The sequence below is a fragment of the Holzapfeliella sp. JNUCC 72 genome (genome assembly GCF_053668685.1).
Window position 1 is genome coordinate 20,849 of record NZ_JBSJYG010000003.1, and the last position, 24,723, is coordinate 45,571.

Genomic DNA, 24,723 nt, shown 5'->3' on the forward strand with positions numbered 1-24,723 from the left:
ATTTTATATGGATCGAATACAGATTAAAGAAAAAGCAAAAGCTATTGTTAGTGAGAATAGGGGTTACTATTTCACGATAACTTTTGTGCCAATTATTATTAGTGTCATTTATAGCATGATACAAACAAGCGGTACTATTGGGTACGTCACAAGTCTGGTACATGTAATTGAAACCATTGATCCTGAAAATTTAAATCCTGCTGATTTTTCTGCAGTAAGTAGTTTAGCAGGTACTTTTTCATTAGTCGGGATTATCGTAGGGTTAGTTGTCTCGGTTATAAAATTTGGTGTTCGTATTGTAATGCTTAAGTCTTACCGTAAAGAAGAACCAGCTGGAGAATCAGGAATTAACGATTCACTATACGCTTTTAAAGATTCAAGATGGTTAGCAGCTTTAGGATTTTTTGTGATTATGGGAATTTATGGCGCTATTCTAGGGTTTGCTGTGACATTAGTGGGAATTCTGCTAGGTCTTTTGTTATTCTTTATAGGAGTAGCAGCGAATAATGCATTTGTGACAACTATACTTGTTATTGTTGGAATCTTGCTATTAATAGCCTTAATTTTGGCCGCTATCGTAGCTGAAAACTTCACTAGTCAGATTAACTACGCTTTCCTAGATGCATCAGCAAAAGGCGACAGTTTTTCAGGAGCCATTAGCCGCAGTTTTAAATTGATGATTAATAAAGAAAATATGATTCAATTTGTAAGCTTACAAGCTTCCTTTATTGGTTGGACAATTCTTAATGAAATCACTTTTGGTATCTTAGGTATTGTATGGTGGAATGCTTACGCTGAAATGACATATGCTGGATTCTATGATGAAATTAACAAAAAAGAAGATTAATAAAAAGAATGTTTCCCTCATTTTAGGAAACATTCTTTTTTATTGCGATTGTTTTTCTAGTCTTTTATTTTTGATGGCTTCAACGGTGATGATGAAAACCATGACTGTTAGAGCTAAAGTAACTAACTTGCCATAAATGTTAGTGTGAAAATTTGGGATACAAAGAACAATTAAATATGCTAGATACAGTGACAATCGATTATTGATTAGTTTAAGCAAAGTACTCACCTCTTTACTTGAAGCGTAGTTCTTTTTGACTATTATTGCAAACTACATTTTTTTGCTTCTTAAAGCTTGGTTAAGTTGTTCAATCTTATTTTGGGTTGATTTCATGTAAATAAACCAAATAATAAAAAATGCAATGGTGTAAAGAATTGAGAAGATAATAATATAACTTAGGTTTAACGGAATCCAGTTGATGATAATTGCCATTGCTAAAGCAGGAACATATGACATCAAAAACTGAATAATTGTGGCTTTCGTAATTCCCCAGTCAGTAAAGTCAAAAATTAGTGAACTAAGACCTGCTATGCCACCAATCAAACACCAAACTATCATAGCAATCAAAACATCGGTATTTTGATTAGCAAAGTGCGCAGTCATGAAACGTGAACTGCCACTAGCATAAGAACTAATTAACGTAATAACTAGCCCAATAAAGTTACCTTGAAGTGCTCCTGCTATAAATCGACTAAGTCCTTTTTTTACTTTAATCATAATAAACGCTCCTTAACTTTCTTCAAAAATCTTCGTGATGAACTAGTGATATAACCATCTTTCAACTTGATTTCGATAATACCCGATGGTGTTAAGTTGAATTTGTCAATTTGATTCAAATTAATAATTTCAGTATTCGAAATACGCATGAACTGGTGAGGTAATTTATCCTCTAACTCATATAGTCTGGCGGATATCTGGTAACATTCTTGATTAGCTAGACCAAAAACTTTCTTTTGACTTGAATAAAATGTGTTGAAATCAGAAACTAATAGCTGATAGTTTTCTTGATTACGCTTGCCAGTAATGAATTGCTGATAACTTTCAATATAATTAATGGTGTCTTTTATAGCATCAGATTGCTGATTTGCCTGTAGAATAATCAGGTTATCAGTTATTGCTTGATCTTTTTTAAACAGTGCTTTCATGTATTGTTGCCCTCCTAACAATTTTTATCATACACTATCTGATTGGATGAAATAGGCTATTTAAGATGGGCGGTTTAATTAGGCAGATAAGTGGACAAATAAAAAGAAGCTTATTAATTAAGCTTCTTTTTTGGTATGGTCGACAGGTGTGCATTTTGCTTTCAAGTAATTGAAGAAGTATATGCTCATTATAGCGATGCTTGTTCCAATAACGATAGCAATGAACCTTGCCCATATTGCTTGTGAGTCTAAAGTTGAATAATTTAATTTGATTACTAGTATAGCCATAGGTGTTGTAAAAAAACTGCCAACTAAAAAGTTTGTTCTTATTTTCCAATAAATTAAAGAGTGGAAGATGATAAGAGCCACTATTGTCATGAAAAAATTGAGTGGTAATGATAGTAATAGGTAAGAAATTAGACATCCAACAATCGTACCTAGTAGATAATGCTGATGGCGCTTGATTGCATGGGACATTGATTCTGCTTGTAAAATGGAAGCACACGAAAGTACAATCCAGTAATAATTGAAGAGTTTTAAGTTTTCACCCACGTAGAAAGTCAAAAAGACTAAAATGCCATAAAAGAAAGTTTTGAACAAAATTTCAATAGGTATATAATCAACACTTAGTTTGAATTTTGTCGTATTATCTTCAATCTTTGGGTAGTGTAAGTAGTCAAGTAACCAATCGTTGATAAAGGCTAAACTAATTGAAATTAGGCAACCAACTATTAAAAATAGGACCGAAATGAAAGTTGTTTGCAAGTTAACATAAGAGTGGACACCTGCAATACATGAAATCATAACTAAGAAAAAAGGACCTGGCCAACTAAGTGCCACATTTTACTATAAAAGAAAAACAAGGCACATATTCCACTTAAGACTAATGGTGGTAACCACGGAACTAGACTAGAAAAAGACATCAGTAGGTAAGCAAGGACACCAACACTACTAGCTAAAATAGTTGTTTTAATTCCAGCTTTATTCTTCTGAGGAACATAGTAGTAATAAAATATTGATCCCATAATTGTTAAGGTCCCTAATTTAACATTTCCAATAATTAACATAAAAATAATTGAGAGACCTAAAGCTAGGAAGTTTGAAATCTTAAGTGCAAAATCTCCCCAGTTTATTTTGTAGTGCATAAATCTTTCACCTCTGATAGTATTTTGAGCATCTGTTATTAGTAGTATAACATTTTTATTTCTTAACTAAGGTGAGAAGCTTTTATCAAAATATAGAATTATAAAATTATATTTAAATAAAGATATGGTTTTATAAAATGAAAAACCACCCGATTTACGGCAGGTGGTTTTTTTAAAGCTTAGGCATTTCAACACCAGTTTTTTCATGGATAGTATCGAGTGCATGTTGGTAGCGATCATAAAATCCTTGATTGTTACCCATATCATCTAAAACAACAACTTTATCCATCAAATTAAACTCTTCTAGTTGTCTCATGAGTTCATAGTGGAACTCTTCTCTTGAGTTTTCCCACTCCATATTACGGAAATTGTCGTTAACGTAAGTTGTGATAGGAGGGATTACTAGGATCAAATCTATCTTTTCATTTTTTATTGTATCTTGAAAAACAGGTTCAAGTTGATCTTGCTGCTCCTCAGTGAGATAAAGTTTAGCATAGACTCTAGTAACAATAGCATCAGTATCCAAAAAGACAATACCATTATTACCGTGAGATTTAATTTCATTACTGTTAGCATCATATTGCCCCTGAATAATACGGAAGTAGTCACTGACCGTTAGTTCTGAGTCGACAATATTAGATTGTTCTTCATAGGTTCTAGCATATTCCTCGCTAAAAGGGGCATTGATAGAGCGCGCTAGACGGCGAACAAGCGTTGATTTACCTGTTGAAGCACTTCCAGCAACCAATACTTTTTTTGTAAAGTGGCGTCTGAACACACGATTGATTTGTGACCAATATTTAGTTGGATTTTCTCGTATTTTTGTAGCAGAAATAGGAATGTTTTGGCGATTAGCCATTTCAACTGACCAAGAATCAGGTGTTAGTTTCTCCAGTGGTTCAACATAGTCAGCTTCACCAACATAGGCGGTGAACTTTTGATTCTCTTGAGCGATAACTGACTCATTAACTGCACTAACAAGCTCATTTGCCCAGGCTTCCCATCCGTTTGGATATCGAGGAATATCGGTTTCATCGATGTAAGTTACACGAATCGTTGGTTCATCTGCAAAGGCTTCTCTTAAATAACGAAAGCGTTTTTGTAAGCCTAAATCGATATTATCTCCTCTATCTCCCGCGTACCCAGAAACAATGACAACAACGCCATCATTTAACGCAGCAGCTTTATAAATTTCTTGTTGATGTCCTGAATGAAGTGGTGCAAATGTTCCAAAATAAATTCCGATTTTTGATCCACTAATTAAGTAGTTACTTTTGGTAATCGCTAATTCTTTTGTCATTTAAATTGACTCCTCTTTTTAATAAAACAGTTTACTTAGAAAAGTATAAAAGACATCGTTAAGAAAAAGCAAATATTTAGTGAGTATTATTGAATTTATCTACTTGTTTCAATCCGTTTTTTGACAGTATAAATTTTTTGATTTGATAATGTTCGAGCTGTTTTTCACTAAAGTTGTGTGCAGATTCAATAATGGTGACTGGTAATTGATAAATTAAGTCATGTATCTTTAGGGCGTTTTTTTCATCAAGGCTAGATGTGATTTCATCCAGGATAAATAGTTTTTTATCTCTTAATAATCCTCTGGCAATCGCAAGTCGCTGAGCTTGTCCACCAGAGATATTATCACCTTGATTCTTGATAGTGTAGTCTAAAACGCTAGGACCTAGTTCATCATATAACCCAACATCTTTTAAGACCTTGATAAGTTGTTCATCAGTAAATTTTTGAAATAGGGTCAAATTATCCCTAATGCTGTCATTAAATAGCCAGATGGACTGTGTTAAAAAAACGTAATAACTATTGGTGATTTGTTCTTTATTAAAGTAAATATCTCCTGAGTCAATCTTTACTTGACCAGAAATAGCTGACAACAATGTTGATTTACCTACTCCAGAAGGTCCAGTAATTAGTATTTTGTCATTATTTTTTAGGGATAGGTTAAGGTGATTAAGTACGTTTTTATCGTCGCGAGTTACAGTCAAATTGTCGATAATCAATCCATCTTTGTTCGTGACGATTTTTTGCGTTTTTTTGTTAGAATTTGATGCTTTTTTGATGGTTCTGATACCACGAGTTCCAGCAATAGCGTTTTGTAGTCCAGTTAATCCGCGAATGTTTCCAACAACAGAGTCTGAAGTCAGGATTAACGAAATGATAATACTTGTTGTGATTCCTAAAAAACTAAATTGTGCTAGAAGAATTCCGACAACAAGCGGTCCTAAAAAGGTTAGAACAGCAAATCCCCAAGCATATAACATTAGCGTAGTTTGATAATTAGATAGGTTTCGATAGTTAGTTTCTTCTTTGTTCAATAATCGATTTACACGATTGAAAAACAGTGATTTAACCCCAAAGCTGTTGATTTCATTTCTTCCTTTAAATGTATCAGATATAGTATTAATTAATGTTGAATTGGAATGACTCCATTTATTAACCTTTTGATCTAATTGCTTTTTACCGAGATAAGTTGGAATTAAAGAAAGAAAAGATAAGGCAATATAAATTGTACCCAGTAAGAAGTGAGTATTCAAAATGAATATAATTGTTGAAACGATGGAAATACCTGTTTGTAAGAACATAAAGACAGAGCTAAAATAGTTCTGCTCAATTTGCTTAGAAATTGATGTAACGGAATTAGTTATCACTGCTTCGTCAACACCATCATCGAAATAATAGGTAAAAAAGGTGTTTTTGAGTTTGGTATTTAAAATTTTAGTTGCTTGATTTTTCAAAAGTAAAAAACTATAAGCAGATAAATAGGTAAATACAAAAGCAAAAAATGCTTGCAACAATAGCCAAGTGACATTATTAATATTGGTCAAATCTGTTTTAATTAGTTGACCCAGTACATAACCATTAAGAACGGCTTCAAACGAACTAGCAATTCCTAAAATTAAAATGGCGATGAGTAGTGGATTTGGTAAATTATGAAGTATCCAACCCAAATTAATTTTGGTCGCGTCTTTTTTATCGAAGCTTTCTAGTTGATAATCAAATTTCATATTTTTCCTCCAAGTAGTTGTAGTTATTATCGAAACTTAGAGTCATTGTATAATATTATAGAATGATTAACAAATTAATATTTTTATAATTTTTGAGATTGATAATTTCAAAAATAATCTTACTTCCGGAAATTATCATTCCACGAATTAATTTTTATATTTTTTTGAAGTTAAAAATGCGATTAGAAATGTGAAATATGGTGGTCATAAAGGCTATCGATTAAAATGTTTTTCTAAAGTAGTAAATTTGGAAGAAAAATAATCAGATTTAACACTATATAATAGGAAGAAATTCGCATTTATAAAAAAGAGGTAAGTCTAATCTTAGACTTACCTCTTTAACTTTACTTGAAATCATAAGGAATCCATTTTTTCATTAATTGAACAACAAAAGCAGGATCTTCTTTTTCACCATTATTAACCCATTGTTGTAGTAATCCGAAAATACCGTTAACTAAAAATGCAACTGTATAATCTTCTTCAAGTTCAGAGTTGAGTTCAAGTGACAAGAAAGGAAGTATTTTTGTTCTTACATTTTGTTTGAAGAAGTTCTTGCATTGTTCTTGAATTTATGGAGAACCGTTTTTGGATAGTAGTAAAGCAGCAATTTGGCCATCCGTTTTAAGTCGGTTTAGTGTTAGAAGCATGAGATTTTCAATAGTTCTAACTTTGGGATTATTAATGAGTTGCGTAGATAGCGTGATGAATTGTTGAAGATTTTGATTGACTAAATCATACTTATCGACGTAATGCAGATAGAATGTGCCTCTACTAATTTTAGCTGTATCACAGATGTCTTTGACGTATATCTTATCAAATTTCTTTTGTCTAAGAAGACTCACGACAGCATCGTTAATATTGTTATGGGTTTTGATATATCTAATATCATTTGTGTTCAAGATAGTTCCTCCTGCTACTTAATAGTCAATTTTTGATAGTTGTTTATTATCTGGATTAAAAACTTTGCATACCATTTAGTTAACTTTATAATTTATATTACTAAATAATAGACACCGTGTCCATTATGTATAATAAATAACGTATTGCGATTTTAGAAAGGATTTATCCAATATGAAAATATTAGTTATTCAAGGTCATCCAGATTTCGAATCATTTACACATGCTAATGCTGAAAATTATATGCAACATGCAAAGGCGTTGGGCCATGAAGTAAAATTAATTGATTTGAGCGTGAATGATTTTGATCCAGTTTTAAGATACGGCTATCGTCAACATATGCAAGATGAAACAAAACCTAATGAGTGGCAAGCATTAATTAAGTGGGCAGATCATTTATCATTCTTCTTTCCCGTTTGATGGTCAGCTGAACCATCAGTCTTGAAAGGGTTTATTGATCGTACTTTTACACCAAAATTTGCGTACACTTATGACAAAACAACGGGTAAAAAAATAAAATTACTAACATCAAAAACTGCAGATATCTTTATTTCAAGTGATGCACCTTCATTCCTATACGCTAAAATGTACGGTGGCGTGGTTAGTCGATGGAAGAATTTTATCTTGAGTTTTGTTGGGATTAAGCTGAAAAATGGTCTGAGTATGGGAAATATGCAGAAGAAATCAAACACTTTGGAAGCTAGAAAAGCCTATATGAAAAAATGTGCACTGACAATACAAAAACTATCAAAATAAAAAAGCAAGACCTCAAGGTAGTATAGGTCTTGCTTTTTTATTTAGTCGGTTGTTAGTATAATTTTACCTGTATTTTGTTTGTTTTTCATAAATTGGATTGCTTCGAAAGCGTTATCAATCTTGAAACTTCGCGAAAGTTGAGGAGCTAAACTACCATTAGTTAATAATTCAGAGCAGTCATTAGTAAAGTCAAAAATAAGTTGTGCTTTGTAATCATCGGAACGGGTTGAAAGAAGTGTCCCGCTAACTGTTAGTCTTTTAAACATAATGTCAAGCAAGTTGACATCAGAAACAATATTTCCACCTAAGTTACCAATCAAAACAAGTTGTCCGTCCACAGAAAGCGTATTAATGTTTTGATTGAAATAACTTGCCCCTATAAAATCTAAAATCAAATCCACGCCAGTTTGGTTAGTTAGCTGTTTAATTTCGGTTTCGAAATTCTGACTGGTATAATCCAGGGCATAGTCTGCACCATTTTCTTTAGCAATTTTTGTTTTTGATGAACTAGAAGTTGTAAATATTGTGGCATTTTTAAGTTTTTTTGCAAGTTGTGTTGCGGCGCTTCCCACGCCACTCGCACCGGCATGAATTAAAACACTGGAATTTTCAGTTAAATTACCAATATAAAATAGTGCTTGGTAAGCTGTGAGAAAGCTTTCAGGAATAGCAGCTCCCTGTTCATAAGTTATGTTATCAGGTAAAGGAATTAGTCGATCTTGAGAAACGGCAACATATTCAGCATATCCCCCATTATCTAATAAAGCGGCTACTTTTTGTCCAATATGAAGTTGATTGGAACAATCGTTGAGCTCAATAATTTCACCAGATACCTCTAGACCTAGAACCTCTTTTGATAAATTATCCGCGTTGAGGGCCTTAGCTAGATCGACGTGGTTAACCCCAATGGCTTTAACTTTTATCAAGGCTTCTCCCTTTTTTAGAGTTGGAATGGGAACCTCTGTTGTGACAGATTTTGTTTTAATACTTTGTGCTGTTACGGCTTTCATAGATAAACCCTCTTACTTAATATAAGTTATTTTTGATTAGGTTAACCTACTCTGACAGTTTTGTAAAGAATAAAATATTTTTACTTTTAAAAAGTAAGTGAAGTAGGTATAATAAACTAACGACAATTATATAAGGAGAATACATTTATGTCAGATGTATTGAAATCTTTGCAATTAAAAAAAGGGGTTAATTTAAAAAATCAAATCGTAATGGCGCCCATGACAACATGGTCAGCCAATGATGATTATACTGTCTCAGACCAAGAACTGAACTATTATGAATTTCGTAATGATGGTGCAGGTATGATTGTGACAGCTTGTGCCCGCGTTCAGCCTAATGGAATTGGATTTACTAATGAGTTTGGAATTTATGATGATCGTTTTTTGCCTAACCTGACCCGGATGGCTAGCAAATTAAAGCAACAGGGCGCAAAAGCGGTTATCCAATTATTCCACGCAGGAAATAAAGCGTTACCTGATTTAACCAATGACTTAGTTAGCTCAGGAGATGTCCCAATGATTAATACGAACACATCTCCTCGATCATTAAGTGATAGTGAAATAAAAGCTGTAATTGATGATTTCGGAAAAGCAACAAAACGCGCGATTAAAGCGGGTTTTGATGGTGTCGAAATACATGGTGCACAGGGGTTTCTTATTCAAAACTTTATGTCCCCCTACTTCAATAATCGTACAGATGCTTGGGGTGGCTCTTTAGAAAATAGAATGCGTTTTCCTTTAGCCGTTATTAAAATTAGGTAAAACGTGTGGTACAAAAGTATGCAGATGATAATTTCATAATTGGTTATCGCTTTTCACCAGATGAACCTATCAAAGGTGGTTTAAAGTTAAGTGATAATTTTGTTTTGATTGATGAAATCATTAATCAAAAGCTAGACTACGTTCATGCTTCGTTAGAAAATACGTTGCAATCAAAACCAGCAGATGGTAACCAAACTTACTTGAAATTGATTAGTCAATATATTGATGGTAGAATTCATCTTTTAGCAGCAGGAAAAATTACAGAGTTAGCGCAAACACAAGAGGTATTAAAGCAAGGCGCGTTACCTGCAATGGGCCATGCTTTTATAACTGATCCAAAATGGGTAGCAAAGGTTATTGAGGATGAACACTATCAAATCAACAATTACATTGAATCAGATAAAGTCTCAAGTTTGAGATTACCTGATAAATTATGGCAAGCTATTCGAAACAACGCCCGGTTGGTTTGAGATAAAATAACTTTTGATTAATTATTTGTTAGAATTAAATTTGTTTTTTAATTAATTTTGTGTTTTAATGCAGTTAACAAATAATCACGTGGAAAGGATATAGATTATGAATCAGATGAATAAAGCTTTTATTCAAGTTAACTTTTATTATTACTATTATTTTTAGAACATACGGACATATTAGTTAGTGAGATATGGACGTATAAAATTTTTATATGTTCATATCTAATTAATAGTAGTAAATAAAAAGTGTGGCCTAGTTAGATATGAGATTAATCTGACTAGCTGTTTATAATCGAGTATCCTAAAAAACCTAGTCAGATAATTATCTGACTAGGTTTTTTTATGAGGAGAATGATTATGGTTAAAGAAATTGATGGACATACTAGATTATTAGGCGTTATGGCAACACCGATTAGACATTCGATGTCTCCAGCTATGCACAACGCTGCATTTAAAAAATTAGGATTAAACAATGTTTACTTAGCTTTTGAAGTTGGTAATGATAGCTTGGCACAAGCGGTTGAATCTATTAGAACGCTGGATATGATGGGGATAAATGTTTCAATGCCAAACAAGCAAAAGATTATTCCTTATCTTGATGAGTTAGACATTTCAGCTGAACTGAACCAAGCAGTTAACACTGTTGTTAATTATAATGGTCATTTAAAAGGTTATACAACAGACGGCATTGGGTTTGTAACAGATTTACAAAAGAAAGGTCATCCAATTAAAGGCCAATCTATTGTTATTGCAGGTGCTGGTGGAGCAGGAACACCAATTGCTATCCAATGTGCAATGGCTGGTGCTAAAGAAATTAGAATTTTTAATCAGAAAGGGTCACATTTTGATAACGTTGAGCGCAATGTCCAAATTATTAATGAAGAAACGGCTAGTCAGGCCTCGGGATATGACTTAGCTGACCAAGAAAGTTTCAAAAAAGCGCTTGATCAGTGTGATATTTACTGTGATGCTACCAGTGTGGGAATGTCTCCTCTTCAAAATCAAAGTTTGATTAATGATACCAGTTTCTTTCATCCAGATATGGTGGTTTATGATGTGGTTTACTCACCAAGAGAAACGAAATTGATGCAAATCGCAAAAGAATCAGGTGTTAAAGAAGTTTATAATGGTCTTGGAATGATGGTTGAACAAGGCGCAGCGGCCTTCAAATTATGGACTGGTGAAGATATGCCTGTTGAATTTATTAAACAGACGTTATTTGAAGAATGATTTTTAAGGGGGATATATGGATAAAACGAAAATAGTTGTCCCTTTGATGGGCAAAAATCAGACCGAGATCAACACTCAATTATCAAAGATTAGGAATCATAATCCTGATATTGTGGAGTGGCGTATCGACGGACTTGATGAGTTACCTGATAAACAAACGGTGGGCGAAATCCTAACACTTATTAAGCTAAAACTATCTGAAACACCTGTATTAGCAACGTTTAGAACAATCGCTGAAGGTGGTAAGTTGGCTGCAACTCATGCGCAATATTTTGACTTACTTGGTATTTTAGCTGAGGATACAAGAGTTGATTTTTTGGATATTGAAATCAATCATTCAAAAACTGCCATTGAATTTATTATTCAAAAAGCAAGAAAGAATCATATTCAAATAATTACTAGCTATCATAATTTCAAAAAGACACCTTCAGACAAAGAACTTTCACAAAAGTTAGCAAGTATGACGTTAGTTAATCCAGATATTGTAAAGCTAGCTGTAATGCCTCGTTCGGCGCAAGATGTACTGCGATTAATGACGTTTTCATTAACAACAAGTTCTCAAATTTCGCCTAAGGTTGTTACTATGGCAATGGGAGACTTGGGAAAAATCACTCGTATAAGTAGCTGTTTAACACAATCTTATTTTACTTTTGCGGCAATTGATTCAGAATCTGCATCAGCTCCTGGACAAATTGATATCGAAAAGCTACGTAAAATATTAGATGAACTCAATTAAAAAACCAGCAAGTATTTGACTTGCTGGTTTTTATAGATTTTATATTTATATTTTAGTTACGAATTTTTTTGAAACTTGGGATACTTAGCATCACAATAAAACTCAAGACGTACATTACTGAAAGGCTTGCCATTACTGCAAAAACCGAGTAGTGATCCATAATTAGTCCGATTACAACTGATGAAAATCCTCCGATTGCACGTCCGACATTGACAATGACGTTATTAGCTGTTGAACGAATTTCGGTTGGGTAAAGTAAGCTAATAACTGCACCATAGCCACCAAACATACCGTTTGAACAAAATCCAATGACTGCACCAGCTACGATTAATGCAAGTGCAGATTTCGCTAATAAAATGCCATAAACAGAAAGAGCAGAAGCGATTAAAAAGATACCGAAAGCTCTACGAGGACCCACTTTATCAAGAATAGATCCGAAAGTCACCATACCAAGACTCATACCAATGATAGTTGAAATCATCCAAACAGATGACCCTGAAACATTAAGCTGTTGTTGTTTTTGTACAATCGAAGGCAACCAGTTCATTAACCCGAAATAACCAGAGATTTGAACAATGACCATAAAAGTTAAGGCAATTGTTTGGTAGGCTGTTTTCGAATCTTTGAATAGTAGCCCAAAGCTCTTAGTGATTGATAACTTATCATCCTTTTGCTTTTGTTGACTTTGTAAGAATTCATCACTTTCTTTAAGATGGCGGCGGATAAAGAATACTTGAACGATTGGAAGCAATCCGAAAGCAAACAACACATTCCATCCTAAAGTTGGAATGATGATAGCTGCTAAAATAGCTGCTAAAACTGATCCAATTTGACCACCTATGGCTGCAATTGAACTCATGCGCCCAACTTGATTTTTCTTAAAATTCTCTGAAATAAGCGCAATTCCAACACCATATTCACCACCAGCACCAATACCTGCGATGAATCTCAAAATATAAATCAAAGTTAAATCTTGAGCAAAACAGATACCTGCAGTTGCTAAGGCAAAGATGAAGATCGTATAAGTGAACGTTTTGACTCTGCCTATTCGATCACCAATAATCCCAAAAACAACACCACCTAGTAGCATTCCCAAGTTAGTTACAGATGAAATTAAGCCGGCTTGTCCACCAGATATATGGAATTCAGCAATAATAGATGAAAGTGAAAATGATAAGAACATCACATCCATATTTTCTAACGCAAAGCCAAGCGCAGTTGATAATAGTGTACGTCTTTGATTAACAGACATTTTTTGTCCGCCATCAGCGTGAGTTAATTGTTGCATATTCAGTTCCTCCAAAATGAACACTCACAGGTGTTCTTTATTTTATACATTGTCTAGTATTCTGCCACAATCGGTTAATAAGCGCAACTTTTTATTTAGGGTTGACTTTTAGAGGTGTGAAACGTAAACTAAGACACAACAAATCTTAAATTCTTGCTTTAAATGTGTTCAGAGAAGCACACAAGTGAACTTAAATTAATTTAACTAGAGATGACCGCAGAACCACTCGTATTTTAATTCGCGGTCTCCTTCTGCTCAAATGTTCACTTGTTTAATTTAAACAAGTGTTTTTTTATGGGGAGAATTTTACGATGACAAAAATTATGATTGCAATGGATTTTAAGGATAAAGATCAAGCCTTAACGTTTTTAAAACCTTTTTCAGGTAATCAAGTAGACTTACCTATCTTGAAGATTGGAATGGAGCTGTTTTATAAAGAAGGAGCTGACTTTATTAAAGAACTCCGACAAAAAGGATTCGACATTTTTTTGGATTTAAAATTACATGATATTCCACACACAGTTGAACAAGCTATGAGACAAATAAAAGAATTAGATGTTCAATTTGTGACAATTCATGCACTAGGCGGTCAAAAAATGATTGAAGCTGCAAGAAATGGCCTGGGAACTCAGACTAAGTTACTTGCTGTGACACAGCTTACTTCTACCTCACAAGAACAATTACAATCCGAACAGCTCGTAACAGTTTCCTTACGAGACGATGTTGTTCACTTGGCTGAAATGGCTTTTCGTTCAGGTGCCGACGGCGTTGTCTCCTCTGCTCAAGAAACGCCAACTATTAAGGCAAAAGTGGCAAATGACTGTCTGTCAGTAACGCCAGGTATTCGTCTGCAAAATAGTCAACAAGACGACCAAGTTAGAATTACAACACCTATTGAAGCACAGGACTTAGGCAGTGACTATCTTGTAATTGGGCGTTCAATTACACAATCAGAAAACCCATTTGAAACTTATCAACTAATTAAAGAAGAACTAGGAGCTTAATATGATTACAAACAACAATATTGCTGAAACCGTTGCACTAGATTTACTGAAGATTAAAGCTGTCAAGATTTCACCTGACGAACCATTTACATGGGCGAGTGGAATCAAAGCTCCTATTTATACTGATAACAGAAAAATTGTCTCTTATCCAAAAATGCGTAGCCTAGTTGCTAAACAGTTAGCTGAGTTAATTAAAGAGCAGTTTCCTAACGCTACTGTTATTGCTGGCGTGGCAACAGCTGGTATTCCACACGCTGCTTTAGTAGCTAACCTTCTAGAACTACCTATGATTTATGTTCGTCCAAAGCCCAAAGATCACGGTACAAGCCAACAAATTGAAGGTGAATTACCTGAAAATGCTGAAGTAGTTATGATAGATGACCTTATCTCAACTGGACAAAGTGTCTTAAAAGCTGCTGATGTAGTTAAGAATGCTGGAGGAACAGTCACTGGAATTGTTTCGATTTTTGATTATGAACTGTCAATTAGTAGTGAGAATTTTGAAAAATACGGAACTAAATTTTACTCAGTAACAAGTTATACTTCTTTGATTAAAGCTGCAGAACAGCATCAATTGATTTCTAAAGACCAGTACTTAGCTATTAAAGATTGGCATCACACTGTAAAATAAATCTATAATTTTATACCTTTATATCTTTATAAAAAAAGCCTTAGCGACCATTGCTAAGGCTTTTTTAGTAACACCAGATCCAAATAATAGTTCCTAAAATCAGTAAGAAAATAATATTAGTTCCTATGAAAAAAGCTAAAAAACGTCCATTTTGATACTTAACTTCTTTTGAAAACTGCTTGAAAGCTAAAATATTAGCTAAAGAAGCAACTAATGTTCCAAGTCCACCTATATTTGATCCTAATAATAAAGTCATACTGTCCGGTGTGAATTTAGATAATAAAATAGCCGCTGGGAAATTACTAATAACTTGGCTGCTAAAAATAGCAGTCAAATAGGTAGAAAATGTGGTTTTTGCCAACGTCATAATCAGAGTTGTGATAATGGGTAGCTTCCCTAAATTCCCTATTATAACGAAAAATCCAATAAATGTGATGAGAAGCCCATAATCAATATCAAGTATTGTTTGCCATCTTAAGAGCAGTGTGCACCCTAATACGAGGACAAACGCCATCCATAAGTTCAAAAAATTTAGTAGTCCTAATAACGCAATAATGAAGCTAAAACCTAATATATATCGATGCTTCAAATTGATAAAGTCATATTGATAATCAGCTGCTTTTAGAGGCTGTTTTTTAAAGAAAAAAGTACTTATCATCATTGTGATAAAGCTAAAAATAGATAATTTAAAGGTCGCTTTAAAGAAGGCCATTGTTGATAGTTGATAGGTTGAAACTAGGTAAATATTTTGCGGGTTACCAAAAGGTGTAACCGCACTCCCCAAGTTGGCAGCAATAGTCAATAAGACCACAGGCATAATCACAGATAAGTTTTGCTTCTTTGCGATAGTAAGATACAGCGGAACTAGTGTAATGATTGCAACATCATTAGTTAATAGCATCGAACTAAAAAAAGCAAAGACCAGCATAATTTGAATAAGCTGACGTTGGTTTTTAGTAATATTAATCAAAAAATGACTAATATTTTTCAAGACGCTAAAGTAAGTACATCCTGCAATTACTAGCATTAACATAGTTAATGAAATAATCGTGTGCCAGTTAATGTCTGACAGACTCGGTTGAGTGATGAAACTCGTGATAACAGCTAAACTTATTGATCCCCACATTAGGTAATCTTTTTTTAGCGGTTCTAGTATATGATTCATATTGTGCTCCTCTATTTTTAGTCTATTATCTCATAAGTCACAGAACTTTTGATTTTCTTAAGCATCTTTGCGAAATCATAAACTCTTTGTCACAAAATGTTCACATTTAGGGGTTATAGTATGGGTACAGTCGATGAAGGGAATCCCCAATCCCCCCGGCTGAACTACTACAAGTGTAGTTAACTTTCTTTTCATTCTTACTCCTCCAAGTAGATATGAACAAGTTCATCAACTTTTTTAAGTTGATATAAATAAAAAAACGTCTAGGACTTACCCCTCCTAGGCGTTTTTTGTTTGCTCATTTTCCAAACCAAGCTCTATGCATAACAGGAGATGTAAGTTCAGCATGAGTTACAAAATAGTATACGACAGCTATTTCTAAAGTAGCGATTAGTGTATAACTTGCAATTATTATCATTGGCGAAAACGGAAACAAATAGATAATTGGCAACCCAATCATCGCAAGCAAAACTAATAAAGTATAACTTAAACTGCGCTTAAGTCGCGATGTCTTTGACAAATAGTGTTGAGAAAAAACATAAATTAGTGAAAATAATGACGCACAAAGTAAAATCATAAAAGTCATAAAGTAATCTAATGGTGTATCTGGTATAGTCTTCGTAGCAATAACCAAAGAACCACTTATTAACAACTTAACAAGTAACATTACAACACTATAAATTACCGTATTAATACAAGCAATCATAAGTAAGTACTTAAAGATTGTTTGTCTAGTGAAATTATATTGTACTGGTAAGTCAATATTTGGAATGATGAAAAACGCACTACATATAACAATCAGCATATCGTTTGCTGCTTCTAATGAATGTGCTCTTGACCATAAAAACCAACAAATTATAATTGCTGCAAAACATAGTGTTAAAGTTACTTGCCTAATACCTATCGGAATTAATCTTTTCAAGGTCTCTCTCCTTTCTTTTTATTATTTCTTACCATATTGTCGCATAGCTACGGTTATGTCGACGTTTTTAACTAAAAAGTATAACAGCACCAGTTCAATAACGGCTAGTAATGCTAATATGCTACTAATCAAACTAGAAGAAAGCTGATAAGTATTAATGACAGAACCGCTTAATACAACCATTATTACAGTAAACAACACGACTATGATATTAATAAAATTAGCAATATGAGTCGAAAGGTTGTGAAGTACATACTGTCCATAATAAAAGCACGTCATAAAAAGAATAGCTATAAAAAAAGTTAGAGTTAACGAAACCATATTGACTAGTAATAGCTCAATAGGATAAGTTGCTAATTCTACTGATATATTCAAGATAGAAGTCAATCCTGAGATTATCGCAACATAAATCAAACTACTGATAAACGATATAATCACAAGATACTTAAAAATACTTTGTCGCGTTATCCCATACTGAAGTGGTAAATCTACATTGGGTAGATTAAGAGCACCTACAAATATGAGTAAAACTATATCTGTATGATGAGCTGAACTAGATGAATCAACTATTATGTAACTTGTCGCTAACGTTAAAATAACAGAGATTAATACTATTTGACATAAATAGCCGATACCTATGGGGATTAACCTCTTCACAATATACCTCCTCCCTTATTTATTGACCCGTAAAGGATCACTTAATTCAATTCGTTTATTATCGGCTAAAAATCGTAACTTGTTATATAAATAATAACCTTCAAAAGATAGAACTAAGGTAAATAGGATACCTACTATTGCATCAAGAACTAGACTATTTAACTTCACTTGATAAGCTACTGAGTTATATAAACTAGTTATCAGAACAATTGCTAATATTTCAGTAATCCATAAACTAAACAATTTGAAATAACGTGTAACGTCTAAGGTTTGATTAATAATTAACATAAATAGTGTAAACCAGTTAAATAAAATGGTTAGTAGACAGAATAAAAAGAAATAATCCGATAACGTGAAAATGTCAAAATACATCGCTGATATTTTAAAGTGAAAAACAGCATTAATGAATATCAGTGCAAATATAATAAACAAAGACTGAAAAATCGAAAGTACAGTGATGAAAGACGTTAACTTTTTCTTAGATAAATTAAGCTGCATGGCAAAGTTGATATCTATTGATGTCATCGTTATGATTACTCCAAAAAAGACGGGTAGCATATTGACAACTACATCTTGTTTGAAGTAATAGCTCCTAAACGAAACTAAAATCATAAAACTCACAATAAAAAACGATATCCATAATTGATTTCTTGATATAGCTAAGAATTTGTTGATTTGTTTCATTACTTATTCCTCAATTGTTGCTTTAAATCAAATCGACTAATAAAATCGGTAGATTTGAACCATTTCCTTAGAACAATAGTTTCTATTACTATTAAGAACAGTGGTACGTAAATAAAAATATTATTTAGCCAGAAAAAACTAATCATAAACATAATGATAATAGAGTAAATAAACCAATATAGAAAATAGACACCCTGTTTATAAGTGGATCTATAAATTGCAAGTTGAATTGTGACACCACTTAAAAAGGCAAAGATTGCTGTAATCAAAACTACGCCATAATTATTAACTGCCTCACCAAACCCATAAAATATTAGGCTAACTGGTTGATGAAAAACAACGTCTAGCAGCCAAATAAATAGTATTAAAATTCCAGCTTGTAAAACTGACCAAAGTAAAGCCATTTGCCAGATTGATTTTCTAGAAAAATTATGTTGAATAGCGTAGTTAACATCGATTGTTTTTAAAGATGGAACAACTAGAAAATAAAAATAGATAGCACTAGGTGCATTCAGTAAAGCTGTTATAGTTACTATCGCCAATAAGTACAGTGCGCTTATTAAAAACAGTTTGCTATTATTTATAGTTGCAATAAATTGTTTAATCATTATTCATTTCCTCTCCAGATTAGTGAGGGTACACTAGTTGACTACTCTTTTAGTAATAGCTTGCCAGTCTATATCTTGACGATTTAGTAACTGCTTTAACATTACATATTCAATAATCAATCCACCAATAAATCCAATACCAATGACAGCCAAAAGCAACCCATTATTTAAACTTCCTGCTAAGAAACGGTAAACAAAAGAAGCAATACCGCCAAATAAAATCGCAAATGTATAGTAGAAAAACTGCGGTACAATTGCATCACGTTTAGGTCTTTTTTGATTAATTCTTAATGTGAATAAGTTCACTGAAATCATAAGTAAGGCAATTACAGCAAATACATATCCATATCCAATGACGTTCATTTTTTCAATACCTGAAATTGTGACTGGCATAAAGAATGATTCTAAATAAATTAATCCTATGTATAACAAACCGCCCAAAATACCTGAACCCAATGTGTAAGTTAATTGCTCATTTTGAGATAAGTTTAATTTTTGGCTGTTCTTCAAATCGCTTTGTCCAAATATTGGAATGGTAAAAGCGATTGATAATACGTCTATTCCCATACTGGATTTGAATAGATAGTTGAAAATGGCCCAAACTATCCCTAGAACAACAGCTAAATATGTTGCCGTGAAAAGTGTGTTTTTACTGTAAGTTAAAAATTTCATGGTAGTTACTCCTCCTGTTTATAAATCCATGCTTTAGCTTGTGAATCGACTGTGAAGTCGACTGCTTTAATAAATTCAGAAAATTTTAGAATTAAGAATATGATAATAATAAAAAACAAGAGACTAATTACTATCCCCAACGCAACCGAATTCAAAATTATTGATAATAAGCCATGAATTAAAACAATTGCGATTATTGAAGCAACTACAATAGCTACCATTCCTCTGCGACGTCCTTTTGACCAATAACCTAATCGACTGTCCATGCTAATTACTAATGACGAAAGTTGTGCTGTAACTGTTAGCAAGTAAAGATATACATAATCAGCGAAACTGACTAATTTAGATCCCATAACGAAAAACTGGCATTTAAAGATGAATGTATACACTATAATTAAACATAGGAAAATCATAGATGTTAATAATACTGACCTCACCGAAATCCTTACCAGTTGTCTACGTGACACATTACAGCTTACGGCAAAATCAAGTAATGGATAGCTAATAAATATAATCACTGCAAACAAACTTGCTATATCGATATTACTCTGTTTTAGTAATAAGCTGATAGCTGTTAATCCTGTTATTCCTCCAAACAAAGACACGGCTGGTAGTTGACTTACTGTTAAAACTTTTTTCATTATTAACCACCTCTTTTTTCTTTAAGACTTAAAATCTAGTTTACGACTGTATTTAATAATCACATTAATTAGTAAAACTATTAATATGATAAGAATCGCATCGGCAGTCAATAACCCGGCCACCTTTACAATCTCTGGCAACAGCATTGGATGAACTATAATCATGGCTATCACTGTAAGAAAAATCATACCGGATCTCGCTTGATATAACGGAATGAGTAGTGCAATAACTAGAGTCAATGCTGTAGATAATAAGAAAATAAATAGATAACTACTCCAGTCGTTTGACATTGTATATTGTTGCAAAAAAGTTAATTTATAAGAGGTAGTATTGAAAATAATTAAACTGATAATTATATTTAATATTCCTAAACCTATAGCATATCCAAGGTATAGCTTCGGATAGTCTTTACGGCTGGTATTTGAACTGACTAAAAAACCAAACTGCCGTGCTAAAACAAAAATAGCAGCAAAAAATCCTAATTCTAAGTAAATTGCTTCAGATTTACTATGACCCAAAACTCTAATAATAATCTCAAGCAAAACGGCTCCTATATAAGTTGGTGCCAATTGTAAAACAAATGTGTGATTGAAAGTAGCTGCTAATTTTTTCATTGACTCCTCCTAACGGTTAATTGAAATTAGATAATTTATTGAAATTGGCCCGGTAGATAATATGGCGTAAGTATATTAGAATCGGCACGAGTAAACAGATAAATACCGCTGAGACAATGAGAGTTGTCATTGGTGATTTAGTCGTCGTACTAATGAGTTGTTTGTACCCCATCAGGATTCCCATAGTTACGGCTAAGACTAACGTAATCAAGCTAAACACTCTTAATAAACATCTATAAACTTTTGATGCTGATCGGCCTTTTACAAAAATAATCGGACCAACGAATGAATATAAAATAAAAATAAAAAATAAAAAAATAAAATCTAAACTACTTGAGACAAGGTGATTGTAAATTATCATGCTTTTGCCAGTCATTATCGAAGATATTTGTATTAATACCACGATTAAAGCGGCAGATAAAATAGATGTTATTAAGTGAAATCTAAAAATTGTCTTCCGACTATAATTATGTAAAATTGCCATTCCAAAATTTGGAATAGAAAATCCACATAAAAATAAAAATAAATTTGAAGTAATATCAAAATAAATACTATCTCCTAAAAGTGAGAGCATTGCTGCTCCTGTAACAAGGATAACCAATGCTAATTGTAAAGAACTATACATCAACAGTTTTTTAATTACTTTCACGTTTATAAACTCCCCTCCTAATCTTAGGTTGACTTGTTTTTTCGATAATTGGTTTTATCAAAGTCCAATTTTCTAACAGCTCGTCTTAATGACACTACTTGAATACAGTAAAAAATAGCTAGTCCTATAACTATTAAATTCAAACTACTTTGCTGAAATTCCGGAAGAAAAACACTTAAGTATCCGATAGTTACAACGCCTAAGAAGGTGATGGTTGATGGAATTCCTAATCGATAACTTGATTTCATTTTAGCTATACGAATAGTAAACGCTAAAACAATAACATAAGCCATCCAAATCCAAACAATCAAAAAAGATAACCAATCATTCACTGCATTATTGGGAGCTAATTTAAAAACATGATGTGTTACTAGATTGATAATTAACATTAGTAAAACATTAAGTGATGAAAATCCCACAGAATATATAATAATCATCTTATTAAAAGTTGCCCGACTTTGGTTATAATTTAATGCTAAATAACCAAAATTAAAATGTAACATCAAAGTGACAAATATAATCATCAAAGTAAAAAAGCTAAATCCTGTTACTTTAAAACCCATAAAGCCTAGTAGTAAAGTTAGAAGTATCGCATATCGACTGTAGTAAAATAGCTGACTAATTTTCATGAAATCCTCCTAGTAATAATTGGCTTAACCTATACATTAAAAAGGTTAATGATTCCCATATTGTTGCACGTCCTTAATCATTGTGTCGTAATTTGTCGGTTGAAAAGCATAGTAAACAAAAACCAATAGTTGTGTGAGATACCATGCTGCGAAAGTTATTGCAATTAACCATTCATTTCTTAATTCAAATTTTGAAACTAGTAATACGATTAATAATCCCCATGAAAACGCCAAAAATACTGTCAAAATCATTGCCTTAGGGCGAAGCCCATTAAAAGCTAATATTCCTGTTACGGTAACCACGATAGCTAATGCCAAAACGGTTAATCCACTAAAGTCTAAAGATAAATTCAATTTAAATAATCTAATTGAGGTAGGCAAGAACAAACTATATAACTTAATCAATAAAGTGATACTGATTGACAAAACAATAGGGTAACAAGTTGTAAAAAGGATAAACGATTTTCTTGATTGGTTATAATTCATTGTAGCTATTGATGACTTAATAAACATTTTGGAAAAACAAAAACTTAAATACAGCATAAAACCGATATTTAAGTTTCCTGCCCCAACAAAAAGCACAGCAACAATAAATAAAAAACTAATATTTCTACTGTACCAAAAACTATTTTTTATAGAATTCAGCATGGGTTATGCCTCCTTTTACTGATAATTTCGCCATTTACTATCAGGTTCTTTATATAAATTAACTAATTTCAAATAATAGTTGAAAATTCTAACTTGAACGACATAAAAAATCAGACAGATAGCGTCATTAAGAAGTTGTTTGACGAGCTCCCCATAGGGAACGCGTCCACTGTTATTTACCGCTAAAGGTAACATCACAAGGAAAATAGTTAAGATAATTTGAGGCATAACTCGTTGATCATAAGGTTGTAATGCCAGACTAAAACTAATAATGATAATTGTAGCGATAACTAACCCAAAAAATACTAGTAAAGGTAACTGATTATCAATTTTTAAGGTGAATAGAAAAATTCTATTTGGATCATATAGATTGGTTAAAGCAACGACTACTATACTAACTACTGCCATTAATACTGATTCAAAGATTGCTAGTTTTAAAAAGCGTTTTCTGCTTTGGTTAAGTCCAAGTGAATACGGTGATAGTCGATTTAGATATAAAGAACCTATCATAAATAGTGATATCCCCCATTCTGTACTCCTATTAATATTAAAAAATGAAGCTGCAATTAGGATAATGATTGCAACAATAAAATACTCACTGTAGTAAATCATCTGATTTTTTTTCATCATGACCACCAACTTTTCTTTTTAGCAATTGCTTTTGAAATATCAATTCTCATAATAAAATATCTAAATATTCCAGCTAACGAGACAAACCACAATACTAACAGTAATAATAGCCCCTCTTCAGAAACCGTTTGATTTGTAGTGCCAAAAACTAAGCCTACCACTACAAAAATGAGTTCGAAAAATATAAGTAGTCCAATAACGCTATAATTTAAATAGGATTCTTGATTATTAGCATAATGAAAGATAAGCATATGTAAGACTAACAAAGCGATAATAAATCCAAAAATCAATAGTGGTAACAATTGATTAGTTACGTGAAACCCATAAATACTAATCGAAATCGAGGTAAATAGGTTTAAACAAAAGACAATGGCTATGTTAAATAATGCCATTAATAACGTACTTAACATCATCGTATTAAAACAAGTTTTTCGACTGATATTGTGATTCAACGAAAAGAAGTTAATACCGAGACAAGCGCTAATAAGTGTTACCGCTACTATCCCTATAACAGCCACCTCTCGAGTCGAATAGTTACTGTAGGCAAATAGCCAAATAAATGTTCCGATGATAAAAGGGCGATTATAAGCATAAAGCTGACTTAACTTTGTTCTCATACTGGGTATCTCCTTTCCAAGCTTTTTGAATCCATTTGAGAATCAAAAAGTGTTGTTTTTAGATAATAATTTAATTCAAGTAACTCAATCGAAATAACTGCTAGTTGATATACCCCAAAAACAATCAACTGCATACTTCCCGTTAAATGAACTAAGAAAAGATAAGGAACTAACAACTCCGAAATCACAAACAAGAATGGCACTATAACTAATGTGAAACTTCGACGTTGGATAAGTAACCAAATTAATGAAATAAAATTGAAAGCACTCAGACTTAATAAAAACAATCCCCAATATGATGTGCTGAACACCGACAAGTGATAAAAACCGAATAACGTGACGTTGTTTGTCACACTAGTTTTCAAAATAAAACTTAATAAAGTTAGTAATCCTCCAGATATAATCGTCGTAATACTTAACGACTTAATATAACTTTTTTTATTTAATTGTGTGATGATGCTTTCTAACTCTAATCCCATTAATCCAGCTAAAATAATAAAGCTGATTGATAAGTCGACTGAGCTAGAATTTGTGAAACTATACCAACCTAGCTCCACTAAAAGACTAATCATGAACCCAAAAATTAGTCTTTTTAGTGATTGATATTTTAAAATAGTCGCTATCATTTATAAGTCCCCT

The 24,723-nt window shown here is 32.8% G+C and carries 32 protein-coding genes and 1 pseudogene; 8 read left to right on the plus strand and 25 right to left on the minus strand.

Annotated features, from left to right (window positions below):
* Window positions 1-7 precede the first annotated feature (7 nt).
* Entirely contained in the window at window positions 8-847 is an 840-nt protein-coding gene (locus tag JNUCC72_RS06500; RefSeq protein WP_454145038.1) for a DUF975 family protein, read from the plus strand.
* 39 nt (window positions 848-886) lie between these two features.
* Here the strand turns inward: JNUCC72_RS06500 and JNUCC72_RS06505 are convergent, their stop codons facing one another.
* From JNUCC72_RS06505 to JNUCC72_RS06545, 9 genes are all read right to left on the minus strand, one after another.
* Entirely contained in the window at window positions 887-1,066 is a 180-nt protein-coding gene (locus JNUCC72_RS06505; protein ID WP_454145040.1) for a hypothetical protein, read from the minus strand.
* 51 nt (window positions 1,067-1,117) lie between these two features.
* Entirely contained in the window at window positions 1,118-1,564 is a 447-nt protein-coding gene (locus JNUCC72_RS06510; protein ID WP_454145042.1) for a DUF3021 domain-containing protein, read from the minus strand.
* Window positions 1,561-1,992 (minus strand): LytTR family DNA-binding domain-containing protein, encoded by a 432-nt coding sequence (locus tag JNUCC72_RS06515; protein WP_454145044.1) that lies wholly within the window; start codon window positions 1,990-1,992, stop codon window positions 1,561-1,563. Before JNUCC72_RS06515 ends, JNUCC72_RS06510 begins: the two co-directional genes overlap by 4 nt.
* A 117-nt stretch (window positions 1,993-2,109) precedes the next feature.
* Entirely contained in the window at window positions 2,110-2,832 is a 723-nt protein-coding gene (locus JNUCC72_RS06520) for an FUSC family protein (RefSeq protein ID WP_454145046.1), read from the minus strand.
* Window positions 2,799-3,137, minus strand: a complete 339-nt coding sequence (locus JNUCC72_RS06525) for a hypothetical protein (RefSeq protein WP_454145048.1) — start codon at window positions 3,135-3,137, stop codon at window positions 2,799-2,801. Before JNUCC72_RS06525 ends, JNUCC72_RS06520 begins: the two co-directional genes overlap by 34 nt.
* Window positions 3,138-3,309: 172 nt before the next feature.
* The gene (locus tag JNUCC72_RS06530) at window positions 3,310-4,437 is read right to left on the minus strand and encodes a nicotinamide-nucleotide adenylyltransferase (RefSeq protein ID WP_454145050.1); all 1,128 of its coding nucleotides are present in this window, start codon (window positions 4,435-4,437) and stop codon (window positions 3,310-3,312) included.
* Window positions 4,438-4,513: 76 nt separating this feature from the next.
* Window positions 4,514-6,160, minus strand: a complete 1,647-nt coding sequence (locus tag JNUCC72_RS06535) for an ATP-binding cassette domain-containing protein (protein WP_454145052.1) — start codon at window positions 6,158-6,160, stop codon at window positions 4,514-4,516.
* A 344-nt stretch (window positions 6,161-6,504) separates the two neighbouring features.
* Window positions 6,505-6,729: a TetR-like C-terminal domain-containing protein gene (locus JNUCC72_RS06540; protein WP_454145086.1), complete on the minus strand. Its 225-nt coding sequence runs from the start codon at window positions 6,727-6,729 to the stop codon at window positions 6,505-6,507.
* Entirely contained in the window at window positions 6,730-7,059 is a 330-nt protein-coding gene (locus JNUCC72_RS06545) for a TetR/AcrR family transcriptional regulator (RefSeq protein ID WP_454145054.1), read from the minus strand. It lies immediately after the preceding gene.
* Between the two features lie 172 nt (window positions 7,060-7,231).
* On the opposite strand from JNUCC72_RS06545, the pseudogene JNUCC72_RS06550 reads away from it, so the two are divergent.
* A pseudogene (locus tag JNUCC72_RS06550) lies at window positions 7,232-7,813 on the plus strand (NAD(P)H-dependent oxidoreductase).
* A 41-nt stretch (window positions 7,814-7,854) separates the two neighbouring features.
* Here JNUCC72_RS06550 and JNUCC72_RS06555 read toward each other — a convergent pair.
* The gene (locus JNUCC72_RS06555) at window positions 7,855-8,823 is read right to left on the minus strand and encodes an NAD(P)H-quinone oxidoreductase (protein ID WP_454145056.1); all 969 of its coding nucleotides are present in this window, start codon (window positions 8,821-8,823) and stop codon (window positions 7,855-7,857) included.
* 147 nt (window positions 8,824-8,970) lie between these two features.
* On the opposite strand from JNUCC72_RS06555, the gene JNUCC72_RS06560 reads away from it, so the two are divergent.
* The 4 genes from JNUCC72_RS06560 (at window position 8,971) to aroD (ending at window position 12,024) form a co-directional block, all read left to right on the plus strand.
* Window positions 8,971-9,585 carry an oxidoreductase gene (locus JNUCC72_RS06560; RefSeq protein ID WP_454145058.1) on the plus strand — a complete coding sequence of 205 codons (615 nt, stop codon included), beginning with the start codon at window positions 8,971-8,973 and terminating at the stop codon, window positions 9,583-9,585.
* A 5-nt stretch (window positions 9,586-9,590) separates the two neighbouring features.
* Window positions 9,591-10,055, plus strand: a complete 465-nt coding sequence (locus JNUCC72_RS06565; RefSeq protein ID WP_454145060.1) for an oxidoreductase — start codon at window positions 9,591-9,593, stop codon at window positions 10,053-10,055.
* 360 nt (window positions 10,056-10,415) lie between these two features.
* A complete protein-coding gene (gene aroE / locus JNUCC72_RS06570) occupies window positions 10,416-11,288 on the plus strand; it encodes a shikimate dehydrogenase (protein ID WP_454145062.1) in 873 nt (290 codons plus the stop codon).
* A 16-nt stretch (window positions 11,289-11,304) separates the two neighbouring features.
* A complete protein-coding gene (aroD, locus tag JNUCC72_RS06575) occupies window positions 11,305-12,024 on the plus strand; it encodes a type I 3-dehydroquinate dehydratase (RefSeq protein ID WP_454145064.1) in 720 nt (239 codons plus the stop codon).
* A gap of 52 nt (window positions 12,025-12,076) precedes the next feature.
* Here aroD and JNUCC72_RS06580 read toward each other — a convergent pair whose 3' ends face one another.
* Window positions 12,077-13,312 carry an MFS transporter gene (locus JNUCC72_RS06580; protein ID WP_454145066.1) on the minus strand — a complete coding sequence of 412 codons (1,236 nt, stop codon included), beginning with the start codon at window positions 13,310-13,312 and terminating at the stop codon, window positions 12,077-12,079.
* 311 nt (window positions 13,313-13,623) lie between these two features.
* Between JNUCC72_RS06580 and pyrF the strand changes: the two genes are divergently transcribed.
* Together pyrF and pyrE are read left to right on the plus strand one after the other, a co-directional pair.
* A complete protein-coding gene (gene pyrF, locus JNUCC72_RS06585) occupies window positions 13,624-14,316 on the plus strand; it encodes an orotidine-5'-phosphate decarboxylase (RefSeq protein ID WP_454145068.1) in 693 nt (230 codons plus the stop codon).
* Between the two features lies 1 nt (window position 14,317).
* Window positions 14,318-14,947, plus strand: coding sequence for an orotate phosphoribosyltransferase (gene pyrE / locus JNUCC72_RS06590; RefSeq protein ID WP_454145070.1), 630 nt, complete (start codon window positions 14,318-14,320; stop codon window positions 14,945-14,947).
* A 64-nt stretch (window positions 14,948-15,011) separates the two neighbouring features.
* Here the strand turns inward: pyrE and JNUCC72_RS06595 are convergent, their stop codons facing one another.
* The 14 genes from JNUCC72_RS06595 to JNUCC72_RS06660 form a co-directional block, all read right to left on the minus strand.
* Window positions 15,012-16,112, minus strand: a complete 1,101-nt coding sequence (locus tag JNUCC72_RS06595; RefSeq protein WP_454145072.1) for an SLC13 family permease — start codon at window positions 16,110-16,112, stop codon at window positions 15,012-15,014.
* 298 nt (window positions 16,113-16,410) lie between these two features.
* The gene (locus JNUCC72_RS06600) at window positions 16,411-17,034 is read right to left on the minus strand and encodes a hypothetical protein (protein WP_454145074.1); all 624 of its coding nucleotides are present in this window, start codon (window positions 17,032-17,034) and stop codon (window positions 16,411-16,413) included.
* A 21-nt stretch (window positions 17,035-17,055) separates the two neighbouring features.
* The gene (locus JNUCC72_RS06605) at window positions 17,056-17,409 is read right to left on the minus strand and encodes a hypothetical protein (RefSeq protein ID WP_454145076.1); all 354 of its coding nucleotides are present in this window, start codon (window positions 17,407-17,409) and stop codon (window positions 17,056-17,058) included.
* 297 nt (window positions 17,410-17,706) lie between these two features.
* Window positions 17,707-17,979 (minus strand): hypothetical protein, encoded by a 273-nt coding sequence (locus JNUCC72_RS06610; RefSeq protein ID WP_454145078.1) that lies wholly within the window; start codon window positions 17,977-17,979, stop codon window positions 17,707-17,709.
* 395 nt (window positions 17,980-18,374) lie between these two features.
* A complete protein-coding gene (locus JNUCC72_RS06615) occupies window positions 18,375-18,983 on the minus strand; it encodes a hypothetical protein (protein WP_454145080.1) in 609 nt (202 codons plus the stop codon).
* A 33-nt stretch (window positions 18,984-19,016) separates the two neighbouring features.
* Window positions 19,017-19,655, minus strand: a complete 639-nt coding sequence (locus tag JNUCC72_RS06620; protein WP_454145082.1) for a hypothetical protein — start codon at window positions 19,653-19,655, stop codon at window positions 19,017-19,019.
* 5 nt (window positions 19,656-19,660) lie between these two features.
* Entirely contained in the window at window positions 19,661-20,008 is a 348-nt protein-coding gene (locus JNUCC72_RS06625; protein ID WP_454145084.1) for a hypothetical protein, read from the minus strand.
* A 309-nt stretch (window positions 20,009-20,317) separates the two neighbouring features.
* Window positions 20,318-20,911, minus strand: coding sequence for a hypothetical protein (locus tag JNUCC72_RS06630; protein ID WP_454144938.1), 594 nt, complete (start codon window positions 20,909-20,911; stop codon window positions 20,318-20,320).
* Between the two features lie 16 nt (window positions 20,912-20,927).
* Window positions 20,928-21,560 carry a hypothetical protein gene (locus tag JNUCC72_RS06635; protein ID WP_454144940.1) on the minus strand — a complete coding sequence of 211 codons (633 nt, stop codon included), beginning with the start codon at window positions 21,558-21,560 and terminating at the stop codon, window positions 20,928-20,930.
* A gap of 23 nt (window positions 21,561-21,583) precedes the next feature.
* Window positions 21,584-22,189, minus strand: coding sequence for a hypothetical protein (locus JNUCC72_RS06640; RefSeq protein ID WP_454144942.1), 606 nt, complete (start codon window positions 22,187-22,189; stop codon window positions 21,584-21,586).
* Window positions 22,190-22,234: 45 nt separating this feature from the next.
* The gene (locus tag JNUCC72_RS06645; protein ID WP_454144944.1) at window positions 22,235-22,837 is read right to left on the minus strand and encodes a hypothetical protein; all 603 of its coding nucleotides are present in this window, start codon (window positions 22,835-22,837) and stop codon (window positions 22,235-22,237) included.
* Between the two features lie 15 nt (window positions 22,838-22,852).
* On the minus strand, window positions 22,853-23,464 hold the full coding sequence (locus JNUCC72_RS06650; RefSeq protein ID WP_454144946.1) for a hypothetical protein: 612 nt from the start codon (window positions 23,462-23,464) through the stop codon (window positions 22,853-22,855).
* The gene (locus JNUCC72_RS06655; RefSeq protein WP_454144948.1) at window positions 23,464-24,084 is read right to left on the minus strand and encodes a hypothetical protein; all 621 of its coding nucleotides are present in this window, start codon (window positions 24,082-24,084) and stop codon (window positions 23,464-23,466) included. The genes JNUCC72_RS06650 and JNUCC72_RS06655 overlap by 1 nt, the downstream gene beginning before the upstream one ends.
* Window positions 24,081-24,710, minus strand: a complete 630-nt coding sequence (locus JNUCC72_RS06660) for a hypothetical protein (RefSeq protein WP_454144950.1) — start codon at window positions 24,708-24,710, stop codon at window positions 24,081-24,083. Before JNUCC72_RS06660 ends, JNUCC72_RS06655 begins: the two co-directional genes overlap by 4 nt.
* Window positions 24,711-24,723 lie beyond the last annotated feature (13 nt).